The 17,671-nt window shown below is 66.0% G+C and carries 17 protein-coding genes and 1 pseudogene; 10 read left to right on the top strand and 8 right to left on the bottom strand.

The annotated features are described in order from the left end of the window. Window positions 1–38: 38 nt before the first annotated feature. Window positions 39–938, top strand: a complete 900-nt coding sequence (locus tag BLR57_RS12425; RefSeq protein WP_089697950.1) for an alkaline phosphatase family protein — start codon at window positions 39–41, stop codon at window positions 936–938. A 26-nt stretch (window positions 939–964) separates the two neighbouring features. Here BLR57_RS12425 and BLR57_RS12420 read toward each other — a convergent pair whose 3' ends face one another. Next, complete coding sequence (locus BLR57_RS12420; protein WP_170830633.1) at window positions 965–1,798, bottom strand: SDR family oxidoreductase; 834 nt, start codon at window positions 1,796–1,798, stop codon at window positions 965–967. A 398-nt stretch (window positions 1,799–2,196) separates the two neighbouring features. Here BLR57_RS12420 and BLR57_RS12415 point away from each other — a divergent pair, with 398 nt between their 5' ends. The 3 genes from BLR57_RS12415 to BLR57_RS12405 are packed head-to-tail and all read left to right on the top strand — an operon-like array spanning window position 2,197 to window position 6,658. Further along, window positions 2,197–3,618, top strand: a complete 1,422-nt coding sequence (locus BLR57_RS12415; protein ID WP_089697947.1) for a sulfatase-like hydrolase/transferase — start codon at window positions 2,197–2,199, stop codon at window positions 3,616–3,618. A gap of 59 nt (window positions 3,619–3,677) precedes the next feature. After that, window positions 3,678–5,216 carry an alkaline phosphatase family protein gene (locus tag BLR57_RS12410; protein ID WP_089697945.1) on the top strand — a complete coding sequence of 513 codons (1,539 nt, stop codon included), beginning with the start codon at window positions 3,678–3,680 and terminating at the stop codon, window positions 5,214–5,216. After that, window positions 5,213–6,658 carry a lipopolysaccharide biosynthesis protein gene (locus tag BLR57_RS12405; protein ID WP_089697944.1) on the top strand — a complete coding sequence of 482 codons (1,446 nt, stop codon included), beginning with the start codon at window positions 5,213–5,215 and terminating at the stop codon, window positions 6,656–6,658. Before BLR57_RS12410 ends, BLR57_RS12405 begins: the two co-directional genes overlap by 4 nt. 3 nt (window positions 6,659–6,661) lie before the next feature. Here BLR57_RS12405 and BLR57_RS12400 read toward each other — a convergent pair whose 3' ends face one another. Both BLR57_RS12400 and BLR57_RS12395 read right to left on the bottom strand, forming a co-directional pair. Next, window positions 6,662–7,720 (bottom strand): glycosyltransferase family 4 protein, encoded by a 1,059-nt coding sequence (locus BLR57_RS12400; protein WP_089697942.1) that lies wholly within the window; start codon window positions 7,718–7,720, stop codon window positions 6,662–6,664. Then, window positions 7,717–8,859 (bottom strand): glycosyltransferase, encoded by a 1,143-nt coding sequence (locus BLR57_RS12395; protein ID WP_089697940.1) that lies wholly within the window; start codon window positions 8,857–8,859, stop codon window positions 7,717–7,719. Before BLR57_RS12395 ends, BLR57_RS12400 begins: the two co-directional genes overlap by 4 nt. Before the next feature lie 92 nt (window positions 8,860–8,951). Here BLR57_RS12395 and aglJ point away from each other — a divergent pair, with 92 nt between their 5' ends. Next, on the top strand, window positions 8,952–9,923 hold the full coding sequence (gene aglJ, locus BLR57_RS12390; protein WP_089697938.1) for an S-layer glycoprotein N-glycosyltransferase AglJ: 972 nt from the start codon (window positions 8,952–8,954) through the stop codon (window positions 9,921–9,923). On the opposite strand, the gene BLR57_RS12385 is transcribed toward aglJ, so the two are convergent. Beyond that, window positions 9,920–10,246, bottom strand: a complete 327-nt coding sequence (locus BLR57_RS12385; protein WP_089697936.1) for a DUF5789 family protein — start codon at window positions 10,244–10,246, stop codon at window positions 9,920–9,922. The two genes, aglJ and BLR57_RS12385, sit on opposite strands and share 4 nt — an antisense overlap. A gap of 105 nt (window positions 10,247–10,351) precedes the next feature. Between BLR57_RS12385 and BLR57_RS12380 the strand changes: the two genes are divergently transcribed. Beyond that, complete coding sequence (locus BLR57_RS12380) at window positions 10,352–10,561, top strand: ribbon-helix-helix domain-containing protein (protein WP_089697934.1); 210 nt, start codon at window positions 10,352–10,354, stop codon at window positions 10,559–10,561. Between the two features lie 9 nt (window positions 10,562–10,570). Here the strand turns inward: BLR57_RS12380 and BLR57_RS12375 are convergent. Beyond that, a pseudogene (locus BLR57_RS12375) lies at window positions 10,571–10,981 on the bottom strand (hypothetical protein); the annotation flags it as partial. 197 nt (window positions 10,982–11,178) lie between these two features. Between BLR57_RS12375 and BLR57_RS19890 the strand changes: the two are divergent. After that, window positions 11,179–11,313 (top strand): DUF7503 family protein, encoded by a 135-nt coding sequence (locus BLR57_RS19890; protein WP_280140453.1) that lies wholly within the window; start codon window positions 11,179–11,181, stop codon window positions 11,311–11,313. A 17-nt stretch (window positions 11,314–11,330) separates the two neighbouring features. Here BLR57_RS19890 and BLR57_RS12370 read toward each other — a convergent pair whose 3' ends face one another. Next, complete coding sequence (locus BLR57_RS12370; RefSeq protein WP_089697928.1) at window positions 11,331–13,403, bottom strand: hypothetical protein; 2,073 nt, start codon at window positions 13,401–13,403, stop codon at window positions 11,331–11,333. Window positions 13,404–13,499: 96 nt separating this feature from the next. Beyond that, entirely contained in the window at window positions 13,500–14,189 is a 690-nt protein-coding gene (locus tag BLR57_RS12365) for an MBL fold metallo-hydrolase (RefSeq protein WP_089697926.1), read from the bottom strand. A gap of 144 nt (window positions 14,190–14,333) precedes the next feature. Between BLR57_RS12365 and BLR57_RS12360 the strand changes: the two genes are divergently transcribed. Beyond that, a complete protein-coding gene (locus tag BLR57_RS12360) occupies window positions 14,334–15,041 on the top strand; it encodes a VOC family protein (RefSeq protein ID WP_089697924.1) in 708 nt (235 codons plus the stop codon). Window positions 15,042–15,088: 47 nt separating this feature from the next. Then, window positions 15,089–15,571, top strand: coding sequence for a cupin domain-containing protein (locus BLR57_RS12355; protein ID WP_089697922.1), 483 nt, complete (start codon window positions 15,089–15,091; stop codon window positions 15,569–15,571). Between the two features lie 50 nt (window positions 15,572–15,621). On the opposite strand, the gene BLR57_RS12350 is transcribed toward BLR57_RS12355, so the two are convergent. After that, window positions 15,622–15,912 (bottom strand): DUF5779 family protein, encoded by a 291-nt coding sequence (locus tag BLR57_RS12350; RefSeq protein WP_089697920.1) that lies wholly within the window; start codon window positions 15,910–15,912, stop codon window positions 15,622–15,624. Window positions 15,913–16,305: 393 nt separating this feature from the next. Here BLR57_RS12350 and BLR57_RS12345 point away from each other — a divergent pair, with 393 nt between their 5' ends. Continuing rightward, on the top strand, window positions 16,306–17,466 hold the full coding sequence (locus BLR57_RS12345) for a LeuA family protein (RefSeq protein ID WP_089697918.1): 1,161 nt from the start codon (window positions 16,306–16,308) through the stop codon (window positions 17,464–17,466). The last annotated feature ends 205 nt before the right edge of the window (window positions 17,467–17,671 follow it).

Raw genomic sequence — 17,671 nt, 5'->3', positions numbered from 1 at the left:
CGAACGATATAACTCCCCGGCGCGGCGACTCGGAGGCAATGACCGACACCGTCGCAGTCCTCGCGCTCGACGCCGTCGACGTGCGGTTGGCTCGCGAGTGGGACTGTGAGAACCTGCTGCTCGACGACCACGCGAAACTGGAGACCTACGCCCACAGCCTCGAGTTCCCGCGGACGATGGAGGTGTGGCCGACCGTCGCCACCGGTCTCGCGCCCGACGAACACGGCGTCGTCGGCGACGCAAACGAGTGGGAGAACCCCGCCCTCCGCGCCGCGAGCAAGGTGACGCAGTATCTCCCGCGCGAGGTGCGCTCGACGCTCGGCAAGCCCTTCCAACGCGCCGGCGAAGAGCGGTCGATGGCCCAGACGGACGCCAGCCACGTCTTCGAGGACGGCGTCGTCCGCTACTGGCCGGGAATCACGCCCGCCGACCACGTCCGCGAGGCGTGGCGACTGATGGCACTCGCGAGCAGCGGCGACATCACCGAAGAGCGGCTCGAACGCGAACTCACCGGCTTCGCGGGCGAGGAGTTGGGCTGGCTCGCCGTCGCCAGCGAGTGGGACGTTCCCATCGCGGGCGTCCACTCGCACGTCGTCGACATCATGGGCCACACCTACGCCGAGCGCGAGGCGCGGTACCGCGAGACCTACGAGTGGATCGACGAGCAGGTGGGCTATCTCCGCGAGCGGGTCGACCGGCTCGTCGTCCTCTCGGACCACGGGATGCAGGTCGGCTGGCTCGACGACGAGGAGCCGGGCACCCACAGCTTCGAGGCGTTCGTCTCGGCGGAGGGGGTCGACGGCCCGCTCCCCGACTCGGTGTACGACGTCCGCGAGTGGCTGGCGGGCCAGCTTGACGAGGCGGTCGCGGCCGACGAGCGGGCAGCCAGTTCGGACACGCCGGTCCAGCATCTGAAGGATCTCGGCTACATGGAGTAGTCGGCCAGACCCCGCTTTCTCGCTCCTTATCTGTCAGCGAGCCGCGCGACGAATCCCGCGACCGACCAGAGCCGGTCGCGGACGCTCGCGGGAAGATGGCTCGCCGCCGAGAACACGCGTCCCTGCCATCCCACCGGATAGCGTCGCTTGGGGTTCTCGGCCGTCGCCGCCGTCAGCACCGCGTCGGCGACGTCGTCGGGGCCGCTGCCCGTCCGCGCGAGCAGCGGCAGCCAGAAGGCGAGCATCCGGTAGAGGTCGTCGTAGCCCTGCGTCGTCTCTCGGCGACCTGCGACGGTTGTCATCGCCGTTTCCATGAACCCCGTCCGGGTCACGCCGGGTTCGACGAGGACGACGTCGACGTCGTGCGGCCGCGTCTCGACGCGGAGCACGTCCATCAGCCCGTCGACCGCGTGTTTCGAGGCGGTGTAGCCGCCCATGCCCGGCAGCGGCCACCGCGCGGTCACGCTGGAGACGGTGACGATTCGCCCCCGGCCGCGTTCGCGCATCGCGGGCAACACGGCCCGAGTCACGCGGTGGACGCCGGTGGCGTTGACGGCGAAGCCCGCGCCGACGCTCGACGGCGGGACGTCCTCCAGCGCGCCTGTCACGCCGATTCCGGCGTTGTTGACCAGCACGTCGATGTGGCCCGCCTCGGTCAGAATCTCGGCGACGACGCGTTCGGCCTGTCCGGGCCAGCGCACGTCGAGTTCGCGGGTCTTGCAGCCGAGGTCGGTCAGGGGCGCGAGCGCGTCCTCGTCGAGACCGGTGGCGTAGACGGTCCACCCGGCGCGGGCGAACCGCTCGGCTGTCGCGTAGCCGATGCCGGAGTCACAGCCGGTGACGAGGACGACCTTGTTCACGTGCTCCCTGTGGTCGCTCGTCTCGTTTAAGTATCGTGGGTTTCGGGGAGGTGGTTCGAGCGCGACGACGACACACACCACGTGGCGCGTGGCTTCGCGCCGTCTCGTCGGCGCGTACTCTCACGCGAGGGATGAGCGAACGAGCACCGCGAGTGAGCGAATCGGTTGGGGAGGCTGTGGCTGCTGTCGGGTGGGACAGAAAGAGGACGTACTCTCGACGAGCTCCGCCGAAGTAAGCACCGCAGTGACTGGAAGGAACGAGGAGCACTGCGAGGCGCGGGAGTCGAGAGCACGTGGGCTTTCGAGATGCCGTCAGCAACGATCCGAAGCCCAACAATCTCTCTTTCACAGAACAGGGTCCACGTGATTTATACATCCACTAGCCGACGCTCAGACTAATGCGAAACGTCGTCCTCATCTGCCTCGACACGGTCCGCAAGGACTTCTTCGACGAGTACGCCCCCCGCATCCAGGAGCGTGCCGAGGTCTCCTTCGAACAGTGTCGCGCCGCCAGCTCGTGGTCCATCCCGAGCCACGCGAGCATGATGACCGGCGAACTGCCGTCCGTCCACGGCGTCCACGACCACAACCGCGACTTCTCCGGCATCGCCAAGGAGGACACCTTCCTCGCGGACCTCCCTGACCACTACACGACGGGCGTCTCCGCGAACGTCTACGCCTCTTCTGGATTCGGCTTCGACCGGATGTTCGACGACTTCTGCGACGTCTCGCCCGACAGCCGGTTCCCCGAGGGCATCCACGTCGGCCGCTTCGGCTACGAACATAAGGGCGAAGGGCCGAAGAAGTTCGTCTCGTTCGCGAAGGCCTGCTTGGAGCACGACCACCCGCTGAAGAGTCTCGCCAACGGTGCGGCCGTCGAACTCGACAAACTGCTCGCCAAGCTCCCCGTCCCGAAACTCCTCGACGAGGGGGCGAGCATCATCGCCCGCGAGGGGGTCAAGACCGTCTCCGCCAGCCCCGAACCCCTGTTCCTGTTCACGAACTTCATGGACGCCCACGCGCCGCTGCGGCACGTCTGGGGCTACGACCGCTCGCTGCACAGCGCCTCGTACACCTGGTCCTCCGGTGACTTCGACAAGTGGGAGCTGAACTTCGACGGCGAGGAAGGCCTGGAGCGCAACATGGCCGACGTACAGACCCACCGCGGGCTGTACAGCGCGGCCATCGACTACCTCGACCGCAAGGTTGTCGAGTTCATCGACGACGTGCAGGCCGCCGCCGACGAAGAGACGACGTTCGTGATTACGGCGGACCACGGCGAGAATCTCGGCTACGAGGCCGAGGACTACCTGTTCGGCCACGACTCCAGCCTGTCAGAAGGACTCCAGCACGTCCCGCTCTACGTCGTCAACCCGCCCGAAGACTGTGACTACGACGCCGAGGAGGACGAGTACTTCTCGCATCTCCGACTCGGCGAACTGCTCGTCGGTCTCGCCCACGAGGAGACGCCGGACGTCTTCGACGAGCGGATTCCCGCCGAGTTGATCGGCAGCAGTATCGCGAATCCTCCAGAGGACCCGGAGTACTGGAACCGGATGCTCCGCTGCGTCTACGAGGACGAGGAGAAGGCCGAGTGGGACTCGCTCGGTGGGAGTTCGCTCTACGAACTCGACCACGACCGACCGTGTTGGCAACAGCGCGTCGAGGAGGGCATCCCCTACGCCGCCTTCGACAGCGAGTTCTTCGAGGAGGAGATCTCCGCGTACAAAGAGCGCGCCGAAGCGGGCGAGGCCGCTGGCGACGGGCCGGACGTCGACGAGGCGACGCAGGACCGGCTGCAGGACCTCGGGTATCTCTGAGTTCGACTGCTGAAGCCGACCCACAAACCACATAACGGCCGCTCCAGTATCCCGCAGTAATGGAACTGCTCATCGTCGGGCTCGATGGCCTCTCGTACAACATGCTCGAGCGGTTCGACATCGACCTCCCGTACCTCAACGAGACCCGTGAGGAGGGTGTCTCCGGCCACCTCATGAGCGTCGACACGCCGACGACGATTCCGGCGTGGACCTCCTTCGCCACCGGCAAGGACCCCGGCAGCCACGGCGTCTCGAATATGCTCCGACAGGGTCCCGACTACGAAGTCGGCCCGAGCGAGCCGAACACGACCGACGCCGCCGCTTACGACCTCTTCGACGACTCCGTCTTCGTCAACCTCCCCGCCTCCGTCGGCCGCGTCCCCGCCGCCGACAACGCCCACCTCGTCGCGGCGATGCTCGCGAAGGACAAAGCCGACGCCGTCCCCGACCATCTGAAGGACCTCGACGCCTACGACGACTACATCCTCGACCACGACCGCAGCCTGAAGATGCGCCCCGAGAAGTATCTCGACCACGTCCTCGAAATCTCGACGAACCGCTACCGGTTCGCGAAGGAGGCGTTCGAGACCTACGACCCCCGCGTCGGCTTCGTCCTCTTCTCGACGCCCGACTGGGCGGGTCACATCCTCTCGAATCTCTCCTCGGACGCGAAACGCGAGCAGTTCTACACGCAGCTCGTCGAACTCGTCGACGAGAAAACCGCCCAGTTGGCCGAGCAGGCCGACAACGTCGTCCTGATGAGTGACCACGGTTTCGAGTACAAACACACCAACATCCATCTCGCCGAGTGGCTGGCCGACGAGGGCTACTTCGTCGAGGAAGCGTCCGCCACCGGCGCGGCCGACGTCGCCGTCGACGCCGCGAAGGCCGTCGCCAAACGCTCCGACCGGCTCTACTCGGTCATCCGCAAGGTCCACAACCTCATCATGGGCACCGAGGTCGGCTCGAAACTGGAGTCGGCCGCCAGCCCGCAGATCGACTATCCGAACTCGCAGGCGTGGCAGGTCCGGTACGGCTGTATCTACGTCAACGACGCCCGGTTCGACCATCCGCAGGTCGACGACCCCGACGCGCTCCGCCGGGAGGTTCGCGACGGTCTCCGGTCGCTGACGACCGATGACGGCGAGCCGGTCTTCCGCGACGTCGTCCTGCCCGAAGAGGCCTACGCGGACCCCGGCCCGAACGCGCCGGACGTCATCGCCCGCCCCGCCCAGCATCTGTTTCCGACGACGCTCTGGTCGCCGACGGGCGGCGTGACGAGTCCGACGAGCAACTACGAGCACCGCTACCGCGGCCTGTTCGCCGCCCGCGGCCCGCTGTTCGAGTCGGGCGGCGCGACCGTTGAGGGGATGAACATCGTCGACGTGTTGCCGACGGTGATGGCCGCCCTCGGCGACCCGCTGTCGCCGGAGTTCGACGGTGCCGTCCGCGAGGAGACGCTTGCCTCGCCGGGTGAGCTCTCGTATCTCGATGCCGACGACGTCCCCGCGGCACTGACCCGCGAAGACGACCTCGGAAGCGAGAACCGCGACGAGGCAGTCCAAGAGCGACTGGCGGACCTCGGCTATCTCGAATGAAAGAGACTCCGTCGCTGTCCATCGGCCGGGAGGCCCTCCTCGCCGTCGGCTCGAAGGCACTCATGGCCGGGATCGGCTTCGGCGGCATCCTCATCTTCGCGAACCTGCTCGGCGACACCGGACTCGGCGAGTACAAGACCGTCATGGCCGCGGCGTTCGTCCTCACGCAGATTCCGGCGGGCGTCGCGACCGCCGTCAAGAAACGCGTCAGTGAGGTCGACATCGACCCGCCGGGGTTCCTCGGTGCCGGGCTCCTCGTCCACGGCGCGTTCTCGCTGCTCGTCCTGCTCGCGTTCGTCGCCTTCCAGCCGTGGCTGGTCGGCTACTTCGGCTCCGTCCAGTTGGCCTACGGCGTCGTCGCCATCGTCGTCACGCTCGGCTTCTTCAACGTGACCAACCGGCTCTACTCGGGCATCGGCTACCCCGCGCTCTCGTCGTGGATGGACTCCATCAGGAGCGTGCTCACGTTCGTCCTCCAGCTCGTCGGCATCTGGTGGGGGCTGGAGTCGTTCGGTCTCGTCGCCGGTCTCGCCGTCGCGACCGCCATCACCGGCGTCATCTCCGCAGTTGCCGCGCGGGTCCGCCCCGCCATCCCGACGGTCGAAACGGCGCGGCACGTCTACGACTTCGCCCGCTGGAGCGTCCCGAACTCCCTTCTCACCAATCTCTACGCCAGCGCGGACGTGCTCATCATCCGGGCGTTCGTCGGCGCGGGCGCAGTGGGTGTCTACACCGTCGCCCAACAGCTCGCGATGCCGGCCGCGATGTTCGCTGGGAGTATCCGCGACGCGCTCTCCGTGAAGTCCAGCGGCGTCGACTCGCAGGGCGGCGAGGTCCGTGCCGACTTGGAGAACACGCTGTCCTACACCGGTCTCATCGCTATCCCGCTGTTCTTCGGCGCGCTGGCGATTCCGGGCGCGCTGCTCGCCATCTTCGGCGAGACGTTCACCGGCGCGCCCGTCCTCGCCGTCGCCGGACTCGCGCTCTTTCAGGTGTTCAACGTCTACCGACTGCCGTTCGAGGCCGTCATCGAGGGGACCGACCGGCCGGGCATCATCTTCCGCGTCAACGTCGGCATCCTCCTGGTCCATCTACCGCTGGCGGTCGGTCTCGGCTACACGGTCGGGCTACTCGGCGTCATCCTGAGCACCGTCCTCGCCGAGGGGACCCGGGTCGTCGTCTACCAGTACGTCGCCCACCGCGAGTACGGCGGGGTCGTCCTCACGCGGCCGATGGCCGAGCAGGTGCTCGCCGGGGCACTGATGTTCGTCGTCGTCGAGGCACTCACCCGCTACGTCGTGAGCATCACGAACTGGGTGTGGCTGGTCGTCGTCGTCGGCATCGGCGCGGCCGTCTACTTCCTCGCACTGCTCGGTCTCAGCCGACATTTCCGCGAGACGCTGCGGCACACGCTGCCGATGCTGGAACCGCGGGAGACGTAACCCTCAGACAAGCGATTCGTACACCGATTCGACCTCGCTGACGACGCCGTCCCACGTCGGCAGCGGCTCGCTCGGCGCGTCGAGCGCGACGGCTCGTCTGACCGCGTCGGCGACGTGTCCTCCATCGGTCTCGGCGACGCCGACGACGTCCTCGCGCCGCGTCCAGTCGACGAGCGCGCCAGCCTCGCGGACGACGCAGGGCGTCCCCGCTGCGAGTGCTTCCGCGACGGTCATCCCGTAGGCCTCGAACCCCGAGAGCGTCACGAAGGCCGCCGCACCGGCGTACAGCCCCGGCAGCTCCTCGTCGGCGACGTAGCCGAGGAAGTCGACGCGCTCTTCCACGCCGGCCTCGCGGGCGACGCGCCGCAGTTCCTCGCCGTAGTCGCCGCTCCCGGCGACGACGAGGTCGTAGTCGGGGAGGTCGGCGAGGGCGCGAATCGCGTGCTGGACGCCCTTGTACTCCTCCAGCCGACCGACAGAGAGGAGGTAGGGCCGGTCGCGCTCGGCCGCCGCTGCCTCGGAAAACCGCGCGACGTCGAGTCCGTTCGGAATCACGCGGGCGTCGACGCCGAAGTCCCGCTCCAGTTCGCCGCGTTCCCAGTCGCTGACCGCGATGACCGAATCTGCCTCCCGGAGCGCCCAGCCGCCGAGCGGCCGGTAGAGCGAGAGCAGTCGGTCGCGGAACCCGGACGCGCTGCCGCCGTGGTAGTGCGGCGTGGCGACGAAGGGGGCGTTCGGCCCGGACTCGTCGCCGACGGCGGCGAAGAAGAGCGGCAGCGAGTGGTAGTTGTGCGCGTGGACGACGTCGGCGTCGCTGGCGCGGACGGACTGGACGATGCCGGGCGCGACGTGGAACGCGCCGCCGGGGGCGACGCCGCGGTGGCGGACCACCCGGACGCCCTCGCGTCGTTGGCGACGCGGTGCGTCGGCCGTGCGGGCGTCGGCGGTGAGGACCGTCACCTCGTGGCCGCGGTCGACGAGTCCCTCGGCGAGTTCGGCGACGTGCGCCTCGACGCCGCCCGTGTGCGGCGGGTAGCGAGTCGTAACCTGGAGGACTCTCACTCGAAGGCCTCCCGCGACTCGCGGTCGATCTCCCAGACGCCGCTGCCCTCACCGCGGAGCAGACGGACGGACGCGACGAGCAGCGAGACCTGCGAGTCGACGACCGCGTAGAGCGGCTGGAGCGGGCCGAGGTTGTCTCGCTGGCCGAGGTAGCCGAACCCGAGGACTGCGAGCGGGAAGGCGAGCCCAGCGAGACCGACGAGCGAGACAGCCGCGGCCGTGACGAGCAGGATATCGAGCAGGAACAGCCACGGCGAGAGCACCATGAACCACCAGTTGAACGGGATGACGACCCGGCCGTAGTAGCCGTAGCGGCCGAGGAGGTCGCGTTGCTGGAACAGTAGCTTGAGAAGACCCATCGCGCGGCGGTCCTTGCGCTGGCGACGCTTCCGGAAGTCCGAGACGCCGGACTCGGTGAACTGGAGCGCGGGGTCCATGACGACGCGTTTGCCCGTCCGGCGGATGCGGAGGGCGACCTCGGTGTCGTCGGCCAGCGAGTTCGGGTCGATGGGGACGAAGTCCTCGCGGCGGAAGGCGAAACAGGGGCCGTGGAAGATGAACGTCGAATCGAGCCGCGATTCGAGGCTCTGGAGCTTGGCGATGATGCTTCGGTAATCAGCTTCGACCTCGCTGTCGCCGAGCACCTCGGTCTGTTGGCCGGTGACGGCACCGATGTCGGCGTCGCCGAGGTTGGCGACCGCCTCCCGAAGCACGTCGGGAGCGAGCGCGGAGTCCGCGTCGGTGCGGAAGATGATCTCGCCGGTTGCTTCCTGGAAGGCCTCGTTGAGCGCGGGTGCGACACCGCGGCGTTCGTCGTCGTGGAGGACGGTGAGGCTGGGACCGTCGCGGCCGGCCAGATAGTCGCGGGCGACGTCGGCGGTGCCGTCGTCGCTGGCGTCCGCGAGGACGATCTCCAGCTTCGAGGCGGGATAGTCAAGCGAGCAGATGTCGTCGAGTTTGCGTTCGATGATCGTCGCTTCGTTGTACGTCGGGATGACGACGCTCACGTTCGGCTCGCAGTCACGCTTCCGCGCGGGCGACCCAGCGGGACGCAGGAGGGCGTAGAGGGCGACGTACCCCACGTAGGGCAGTGCGGTCACGGCGACGGCGAGGGCCGCGACGACGGCGAGCAGGTTCATGTGCCCGGCTATGCACCGCGAGGGATAAACTCCGTGGAACCTGGTGCAGCCTACAGAAGGGCTTTTAGTACCGCCGCGTCCAGTGTCGGCCAATGGAGCACGCCGCCGCCGCGACCGCAGCCGAAGCGACCAGCGTCTCCCCGGACGACGTGTGCGTCCTCCTCCCGACGTACAACGAGGCGGAGACTATCGGCGAGGTCATCGCTGGCTACCGTCGCGAGGGCTTCGAGAACGTCCTCGTCATCGACGGTGGCTCCGAAGACGGGACCCGCAAGATCGCCTCCGAGCACGGTGCTCGCGTCCTCATCCAGTCCGGCTCGGGCAAGGGCCAGGCCATCCGCGAGGCCGTCGACGCCATCGAGGTCGACTACGTCCTCATGGCCGACGGCGACGGAACCTACCGACCCGAGGACGCCGTCCAGATGCTCGACCCGCTCGCCGAGGGCTACGAGCACGTCATCGGCGACCGGTTCGCCGATATGCAGGAGGGGGCGATGACCGGACTCAACCGCATCGGCAATCGGATCATCAACCGCACGTTCGCGTTCATCCACGGCCAGGACTACCAGGACATCCTGAGCGGCTACCGGGCGTTCACCCGCGAATCGTTCGACAGACTGACGCTCACCGCCGACGGCTTCGGTATCGAGACGCAGATGGCCATCGAGTGCGTCAAACACGAGGTGTCGACGGCGGTCGTTCCCATCACCTACCGGCCGCGACCCGACGGCTCGAACACGAACCTCCATCCGCTCCGCGACGGCGGAATCATCTTCCTCGAACTCTACCGGCGGGCGAAGACCAACAACCCGCTGTTCTACTTCGGGAGCGTCGGCACCGTCTCGACGTTCGTCGGGTTCGCCGTCGCCAGTTACGTCGGCTACGAGTGGTTCATCCGGGTGCCGCGCGTGTCCCACGAGGTGCTCGCCATCGTCGCCGCGGCGGCCGTCCTCTTCGGGGTCCAGCTCCTGATGTTCGGTGTGCTGGCGGACATGATTCTCAGCTTCCACCGAGAACAGATCGACCGCCTGGAGAAACTCGAAGGCGACGGCCGGTCGGATTAGAAGGGCAGCAGTTTGCGGAGTCGGCCGACGACGCTTCCCGAGCCTTCCGCTCGTCGCTCCTCGAAGATGGGATGGAGTGCGTTGAGCAGGTCGGCACGTTTCTCGAACTGGTCGTACGGGACCTGTTCGAGTGCGTCCGCCAGTTCGAACGTGTTGCCCGAAGCGTCGTACGGGATGGCCGTGTCGTCGACGGCGCGGACCACGTCTTCCGATGTCGCCGGGAACGACACGTTCGCATCGTCGAGTCGTGCGGCGACTGTCGCGATACCGAACTCGATGACCTCGGGTGATGAGTCGTCTCCCTGCGGTGGCCTAGCTGCCATTAGCGGCCGCTATGTGCTGAGTCCGTAAAAATCCCCGAGTGACGACGACAGAATTGTCGGGCCGTGGCGACAGACTTTATCCCGCGCGACCACTTCCCGCCGAGTATGACCGAGTACACGACAGTCTCCATCCCGAAGGAACTGGCAGAGCGCGTCGAGGACACCATCGAAGGAACGAGTTTCTCCAGTACGAGCGACCTCGTGCGCTTCCTCCTGCGGAGTATCGTCATCCAGCACCAGCGGTCGGGGCAGCTCACGGAGGCGGAGTTCGAGGAGATCACCGACCAGCTGACCGACCTCGGCTATCTGGAATAGCTGGAGCAGTTAGGCGAGCGATTCTTGCGGCGGCTCGGCATCGAGTACCGACAGGTCCAGCTGGCGGCCCGAGCGGTCGAACGCCGCGTAGGAGCGTTCGTCCCACGGCGGGACCGCGAGGAGCATCACCGCCGCGAGATGGTCGCGCTTGGTGACGACCAGTTTCCCCTGCGGATGCGTGATGAACCGGGCCTTGCCGCTCCCAGCGGGCGTCCCGAGGTCCATCCCGAAGACCGCGCCGACCGACCGGCCCGCGTCGGGGAGGTAGAAATGCGTCAACACGGGTGTCTCCGGGTCGAGATCGAGGTCGGACTCGAAGTTGCGCGCTGGCGTCGACGCCAGCGTGATGTCGAGCGCGTTCGGCTCGGCATCCTCGGCGAGGTCGAGAAGGACGTCAACCAGTCCGCGTGTGACGTATATCACAGCGACCCTACGCGAGTCGAACGCATAACCCCGTCGGCGATCTGAACGATTCGGCCGTTTCCTCCGCCAAACGAGTGGTTACTTAGGTAGCTAGCCGGATATCTAGCGACAGTGGCAGTTGTTCTCATAATGTTTTAGTCTGTCAGAAACTTGTCGGAAGTTTTATATGTTTGCGGCGTGTCGGTGTAATTGTAATGTCCGACGATACCCTCACGACGTACCTCGCAGAGAACCCGCGGATGATCGGCGTGCTGTTCACGATGATGCTGCTGCTCACGCAGGCTGGGAACGCTTCGGCAGGAATCTGGGCAGGTACTGGTGGCCCGTGAACCAGGGAGCTCTCAGTTCATTCGTCGATAATCGAGAAGTTCTGTGACCAGCGGAGTCTGCCATCAAACAGTATTGGGATGTTCTCCATCGCGACTACGTCTGAGATTTCTTCTGCAGTGGCCACCCGCACATCGATTTCTCCCGCTGCGAGGTGTTGCTTCTTCTCGTCGCCGAATGGTGTAATAGCCATTGTTCCCATGCCATGAGAGTTCGTCGGGAATAATTTGGAGGAAACTTCGTATACGTCACCATTCGACTCAATTTTGAGCAATCCCGGCGTCCGACTGTCTGACTGAACCACGTCGACGTTCCCGTCGCCAACGACGATGTACTGCCCACCGACGATAGATTCATCCTTCGCAATGTTCAGTGCCGCCCGTAGCGGGAAGCCCTGATTCAACAGCCGAACCATCGTCTTGCCGACTCGCACGGCACCGCTGTTGATGACGTCCGAGAGGGTGACGACGCCGCCGATGGCACCGCGTTCGATGAGTGCCATCCCCTGGTCGTAGGAGCGACAGGCGTTCAGGAAGAACGCGTCGACGCCGACGGTATCGAGGTCAGCGACGTCGAGTTTGCCGTCAGCGCAGTCGAAGCCCTCGTCGTCGATGTGGCCGATGTAGTGCAGGAAGTCGCTGTCGGTCTCGATGACCGCCTGCAGCGCGACCGTCGACAGATCCCGGTAGATGGTGACGTCGAACGGGAGGTCCGACCGTGAGCCGTAAATCTCCTCGGCGAGGTCACCCTCCTCGTCCATCGCGTCGTCGTTGCAGACGACGGTGATGTCGATGTCGCCGTCGGAGGCCGTCCGGTCGAGGCGGTTGCGGAAGGCCTGGACCGACGCTTTGCTCGCGCCGATAGGGGCGTCCTCGCCCGCCCACGCCTGCTCCAGGGAGTCGGCGGCCTCGGGTTGGACGAGCGACGGTGCGTCGCTCTCGCTCGGACTCTCGGCGGCACTCCGGACGAACTCGTCGCGCGTGAAGTCGCTCAGTGCGGCCATCTGCGCTTCGGAGGCCGAGACCTGCTGCCCCTGCGGCAGTCGGACGACCGCAAGGTCGTTGACCAAGAAGGGGAGCAGTTCGACGTTCTCGGGGTCCGGAGCGACGTGGGTCGTCAGCTTCCACTCGGGGACGTGGTCCTCGACGACAGCATAGGGGATGTCGAGATACGCCTCCAACTGCTCGGCGAGCGAGCGGTCGTAGAGACTGGTGAAGTCGAGGTCGACGAGATCCTCGACCGCCTCACGCTCGTGCAGAGCCACCTTGTAGTAGCCTTCCGTCCGGGTGAGACAGTCGAAAAAGAACGTCTGTTTCAGGACGCGTTCGACCTCGTGTTCGAAGCCGCGTGGCGTGTCCAACGAATGCTCGAAGCCCGTCTCGGTGACGATTCGGGGTGTCGGTCCCGGTTCGATTGCCGCACCGAGATAGTACGCCAGTGGGACGACCGGATAGAGATACCGGCGTGTCGGTGGAATCTCGATGCGGACGCCCGTCTCGGGGGTCGACAGTTCGTCCGGGATTTCGAGTTCGTCGCCGAGTTCGACCGTCGGGGGATGGCCCCGGAGCGTCGGATACGACCGTTCGCAGGTCGTCGTCTTCAGCGACGACGAGAGTGCCGAGAGAGCCTGCATCTGGTCGCGTGGGTCGGCGGTCGTCGTGATGGTCGCCTCGGGATGTTTGTGGTGCGAGCGCGCCCCGACGACGACGTCGGCGTCTGCGTCGAACGAGAGCGTCATGTGGTCGGCGTGGGTCTCGACTGAGAGTCCACCGTCGACCTGCACGTAGAGTTTGATTGGTGCGCAGAGTTCGACGCTGTAGCGCGCCGGTTGAAATGTCTGGCTGTCGAAATGTTCGATCTCGCGCAGCATCTCGCCGTCGGCCGTCCGGACGTAGGTGGCGACGACGCTTGGGAGGGTGAGAGTGGCAGTCCGAATGGAGACTGCCTCGTCGACCGGGAACCAAAATCGGTCGGGGTCGGCCGGGGTCGGCGTCACCGACGCTGGCGTCTCGAGAGCGTACTGGCGGCGTTCGGCGACGTCCGAAACCGTCAGGCCGGTCGACGCGTCCCGCTCGGCGAACGAGATCGTCAACGTGAGACACCTCGTCGGCGGTTGTTACGGCCCAGCACGGTCATCATATGCAATCTGGTTTAAACTGTGCTACTAAAAATGTACCGGCAAGTGAAGTTATCCTGCGACGAACATTTTCAGCGTCTTCCCGTAGAGAGACACGCTGCGGCTCCGTGAACCGTCGAGCGCGTCACGGAGTGCCGACGTGGCATCGCTCGTGACGCCTTCGCCGTGGCCGACGAAGAGACGCTCGGGTTCGAGGTCGCCCAGTGCGCGCTCCGGCGGGAAGAGCCGGAGCATCGGATGGACGCCCAGAGACTCGCCCGGCGCGAGGAAGTACTCGGCCGCACCGACGGACTCCGCCACGACGAGCGTCCCCGACGCCTCGTGGTAGAGTCCGACTTCCTGCCACGGCGGAACCGACGAGTCGCGGACCGTGATGGCGCGGTAGCCCGTGTCGGCCAGCTGGCGGCCGAACCGCTCGACGGGCGCGTTGAGCTCCGAGGCGACGCCGGTCATCCAGTCCGGCACGTAGACCGAGACGTCGTGACGGTTGGCGATGGCTGCGGAGTCACGCTTGTGGCGGTCGAGCATGACGACGACGCCCGCGACGTCGCCGAACTCCGCGAGCAACTCGTCGAGTCCGTCGGCGTCCACGGGGTCGACGACCCAGACGCCGCCGTCGTCGCCGACGAACGCGTGGCTGGCGCGTTGCATCTCTTCGTCGGGGTACGCGATCCAGCCGACGCCATCCTCCCAGCGGTCGATCTCGCGCAGTTCGCTCGTTCCGGAGCCTTTCATCGGCATATGCCCCGAGTTGGGACCGAATTCGCTTAAAAGACGCTCTCCCGGTGCTCCCCTCCGCTTTCGGCCGCCGAATCGTTCGCGTCGACCGACGCGCCGGTGCCGACGCGGACGTGCCCTTTTGCATTCCCGAGCCGTAGCCCCGGTATGCTCACTGGTCTCGACCGCCTCGGTCTGGAAGTCAAGTATCTCGACCGAGCGCGCGACTTCTACGAAGGACGGCTCGGACTCGACCCGACGAGCGTCACCGAGACGGCCGTCGGCTACCGCGTCGGCGACACCGACCTCGTCCTCAGACGGCCGACCGAGGCTCCCCGTGGTGGACTCCACGTCCACTACGCGTTCACGACACCGGCCGACGAGTACGACGACTGGCTCGACTCGCTCGCCGACCTCGACCCTGCGGAGTATACCTTCGGGAGTTACCGGTCGCTCTACGTCGACGACCCGGACGACCACTGTGTCGAGATCGGCGGTATCGACGGGGACGGTGGCGAATCCAGTGAAACTGGCCTGACCGGCATCTTCGAAGTCGTCCTCGAAGTCGGTCATCTCGCCCGGGCGGAGGCCTTCTACACCGCCCTCGGCTTCGAGGTCGTCGACCGCGGCGACGAACGCCACCGCGTCAGACTGCGCGGCCCGTTCGACCTCGAACTCTGGGAGCCGCAGTTAGGTCTCGCGGACGCGCGTGGGGGCGTGCACGTTGACCTCACGCTCGCCGTCGACGACCCGGCCGAGGCGGTCGCCGCAGTCGTCGGCTGGTGTGACGAACCCATCGCGGTCAGCGAGAGCGGGAAACGCGGCCTCCGCGTCCGCGACCCCGACGGCCACCTCGTGACGTTCGTCGAGACCTGATTCGGTTCCGTCCACGAGGTTATCAGGGCCGACGCTGTAACCCGCGTATGACCGGCTACCGTAAGGTCGCTATCGACGACCTCCCGAACACACCGAACCCGACGCGCGAGAAGAAGGAAGTCGACGAAGCAGTCGGCGCGACGGCGTTCAGCTTCAACGTCTTCCGGGCCGACCCCGGCGAACAGATCCCGTGGGGCTACCACAAACATCCCGACCACGAGGAGCTGTTCTACGTCCTCGCTGGCGAGCTCGTCGTCGAGACGCCCGACGAGGAGTATCACGTCGCTGCGGGCGAGGCGTTCTTCGTCCCGCCGGAACACTGGAACCGAGCCCGTGCCGTCGGCGACTCGGTGGCGGAGGTCGTCGCCGTCGGCGCGCCGAAAGACAGCGACGCGGCCGTCATCGAGGAGGAATGTCCGGCCTGCGGCGAGGTCACTGGCCGGGACTACGAGAAGCGAGAAGGCGACGACACGGTCGAATACGTTCTCTCCTGTGACGCCTGCGGTGCCGAGACGAGCCGGTTCGACTGAGTCTGACGCCGGGCCGAGTGAGCCGACTTGGGTCGGCCGAACACGCCGATTCAGTCGAGGCGGCTGGTGTCGATGTCGACGTTCTCGGGCGCGACGATGAGGAACTTCCGGAAGTGCATCAGCTCGCCGCCCATATCCTTGACCTCGCGTGCGAAGCCCGCCGCGAGCGCGTTCAGGTCGCCCTCGATGGCGAGAAACAGCACGTTGCCCTCCTGTACCTTCCGGATCCAGACGTCCGGTTCGGTGCTCCCGTCGAGGACGCCCAGGACGACGTTGCCCTCGATCTCCACGTCGTCGAGCTGGTCTTCGGCCCCTCTGAGGTCGAGTTCGAAATCGCTCATACCGAGGTTCTTGCAGGGGGCCGAGAAAAGCGTTCGGTCGTTCCGACGGGTTCGGCCGCCGAGTCCACACTCGTCCAGTCGGGGGTGCGCGTGAGCCGCTCGGGAGTTAATCTTTCTCTTTTTGGTTGAAAATATACTATTTCACGGTTCTTTTGGCTGGCCAACACATCGGTGTGATATTATGCTATATAAGGACAATCAGGGAATTGAAGGGCGTCGATGTCGTGCGGTTTCTCGAATCACCCGTGTTGCCGAGCCACATACGAAACGTGACACCGACTGTCTAAGAGACACTTTTATATATCGGAACGACCGTGACATCGAGTACAATGTCCAACCACAACATGGACACGTCGAGTACCAGCTCGGCGGGTCGAGTTCTTCCAGGGCACACTGGAACACTCTTCTGAGATAGAGAACGTACGGATTTTCGACACGACGCTCCGTGACGGTGAGCAGTCGCCACGCACCTCGTTCAGCTACGAGGAGAAGCGCGACATCGCCGCCGTACTGGACGAGATGGGCACCCACGTCATCGAGGCCGGGTTCCCCGTCAACTCCGACGCGGAGTTCGAAGCCGTCAGTGACATCGCTTCGTCGACTGACGTGACCACCTGCGGACTGGCCAGAGTTGTCGACAAGGACGTGGAGGCTGCACTCGACTCGGGTGTCGACCTCGTCCACGTCTTCGTCAGCACCAGCGACGTCCAGTTGCAGGACTCGATGCACGCGAGCCGCGAAGAGGCAGTCGAACGCGCCGTCGCCTCCGTCGAGCGAGTGAAGGAGGCGGGCGTCGACGTGATGTTCTCGCCGATGGACGCCACCCGGACCGAGGAGGCGTTCCTGATCGAGATCATCGAGGCGGTCAGCGAAGTCGACGTCGACTGGATCAACATCCCGGACACCTGCGGCGTCTGTACGCCGACCCGAATGGCCAAGCTGGTCTCGACGGTCCGCGAGCACACGGACGCCCAAATCGACGTCCACGCCCACGACGACTTCGGGCTGGCCAGCGCCAACGCGATGGCCGGCTTCGAGGCCGGTGCGCACCAGGCACAGGTCTCGGTCAACGGCATCGGCGAGCGCGCCGGTAACGCCGCCTACGAGGAGGTCGTCATGTCGGCAGAGGCGCTCTACGGCGTCGAGACCGGTATCGACACCACGCGCATCACCGAGCTGGCTCGACTGGTCGAGTCGGCCTCGGACATCCCCATCCCGGCGAACAAGCCGGTCGTCGGGCGCAACGCCTTCTCCCACGAGAGCGGCATCCACGCCGCTGGCGTGCTGGAGAACAGCGACACCTTCGAACCGGGTGTCATGACGCCCGAGATGGTCGGGGCGACACGCGAGTTCGTCCTGGGCAAGCACACGGGGACCCACTCGGTCCGCAAGCGACTGGAGGAGGCTGGCTTCGAGCCGACCGACTCCGAGGTCCGCACCATCACCCGCCGCGTCAAGGACTACGGCGCGGAGAAACAGCGGGTGACGATGACCGAACTCAAACGGTTCGCCCGCGAAGAGGGCGTCTACCGCGAGGAGGAGGTTCGGGCGTAAGATGTCCGGGCCGTCGTCCGTTTCACTACCCAGCCAGTGGCGAGTGAACGAGCCGGTGGCTTCGCGCAACCCTTGCACGCCGCGAAAAGATTATGCACGTCCGGGCAAACCAATCCAACACGATGACGCAGTCAGTCGCGGCACGTGGGTCCGCTCTCACCGCCAGCGACGCTGTCGTGCGGACGCTCATTATTGTAGGGGCCGC

This window comes from Halogranum gelatinilyticum (assembly GCF_900103715.1).
Taxonomy (GTDB): Archaea; Halobacteriota; Halobacteria; order Halobacteriales; family Haloferacaceae; genus Halogranum; species Halogranum gelatinilyticum.
Note: the sequence above shows the minus strand (reverse complement) of the source record. Positions and strands in the feature narration are given on the sequence as shown.

Bases quoted from the DNA above. Each gene is read 5' to 3' on its own strand.
- BLR57_RS12425 (WP_089697950.1), top strand. From the start codon at position 39: ATGACCGACACCGTCGCAGTCCTCGCGCTCGACGCCGTCGACGTGCGG.
- BLR57_RS12415 (WP_089697947.1), top strand. From the start codon at position 2,197: ATGCGAAACGTCGTCCTCATCTGCCTCGACACGGTCCGCAAGGACTTC.
- BLR57_RS12410 (WP_089697945.1), top strand. From the start codon at position 3,678: ATGGAACTGCTCATCGTCGGGCTCGATGGCCTCTCGTACAACATGCTC.
- BLR57_RS12405 (WP_089697944.1), top strand. From the start codon at position 5,213: ATGAAAGAGACTCCGTCGCTGTCCATCGGCCGGGAGGCCCTCCTCGCC.
- BLR57_RS12395 (WP_089697940.1), bottom strand. From the start codon at position 8,859: ATGAACCTGCTCGCCGTCGTCGCGGCCCTCGCCGTCGCCGTGACCGCA.
- aglJ (WP_089697938.1), top strand. From the start codon at position 8,952: ATGGAGCACGCCGCCGCCGCGACCGCAGCCGAAGCGACCAGCGTCTCC.
- BLR57_RS12385 (WP_089697936.1), bottom strand. From the start codon at position 10,246: ATGGCAGCTAGGCCACCGCAGGGAGACGACTCATCACCCGAGGTCATC.
- BLR57_RS12380 (WP_089697934.1), top strand. From the start codon at position 10,352: ATGACCGAGTACACGACAGTCTCCATCCCGAAGGAACTGGCAGAGCGC.
- BLR57_RS19890 (WP_280140453.1), top strand. From the start codon at position 11,179: ATGTCCGACGATACCCTCACGACGTACCTCGCAGAGAACCCGCGGATG.
- BLR57_RS12365 (WP_089697926.1), bottom strand. From the start codon at position 14,189: ATGCCGATGAAAGGCTCCGGAACGAGCGAACTGCGCGAGATCGACCGC.
- BLR57_RS12360 (WP_089697924.1), top strand. From the start codon at position 14,334: ATGCTCACTGGTCTCGACCGCCTCGGTCTGGAAGTCAAGTATCTCGAC.
- BLR57_RS12355 (WP_089697922.1), top strand. From the start codon at position 15,089: ATGACCGGCTACCGTAAGGTCGCTATCGACGACCTCCCGAACACACCG.
- BLR57_RS12350 (WP_089697920.1), bottom strand. From the start codon at position 15,912: ATGAGCGATTTCGAACTCGACCTCAGAGGGGCCGAAGACCAGCTCGAC.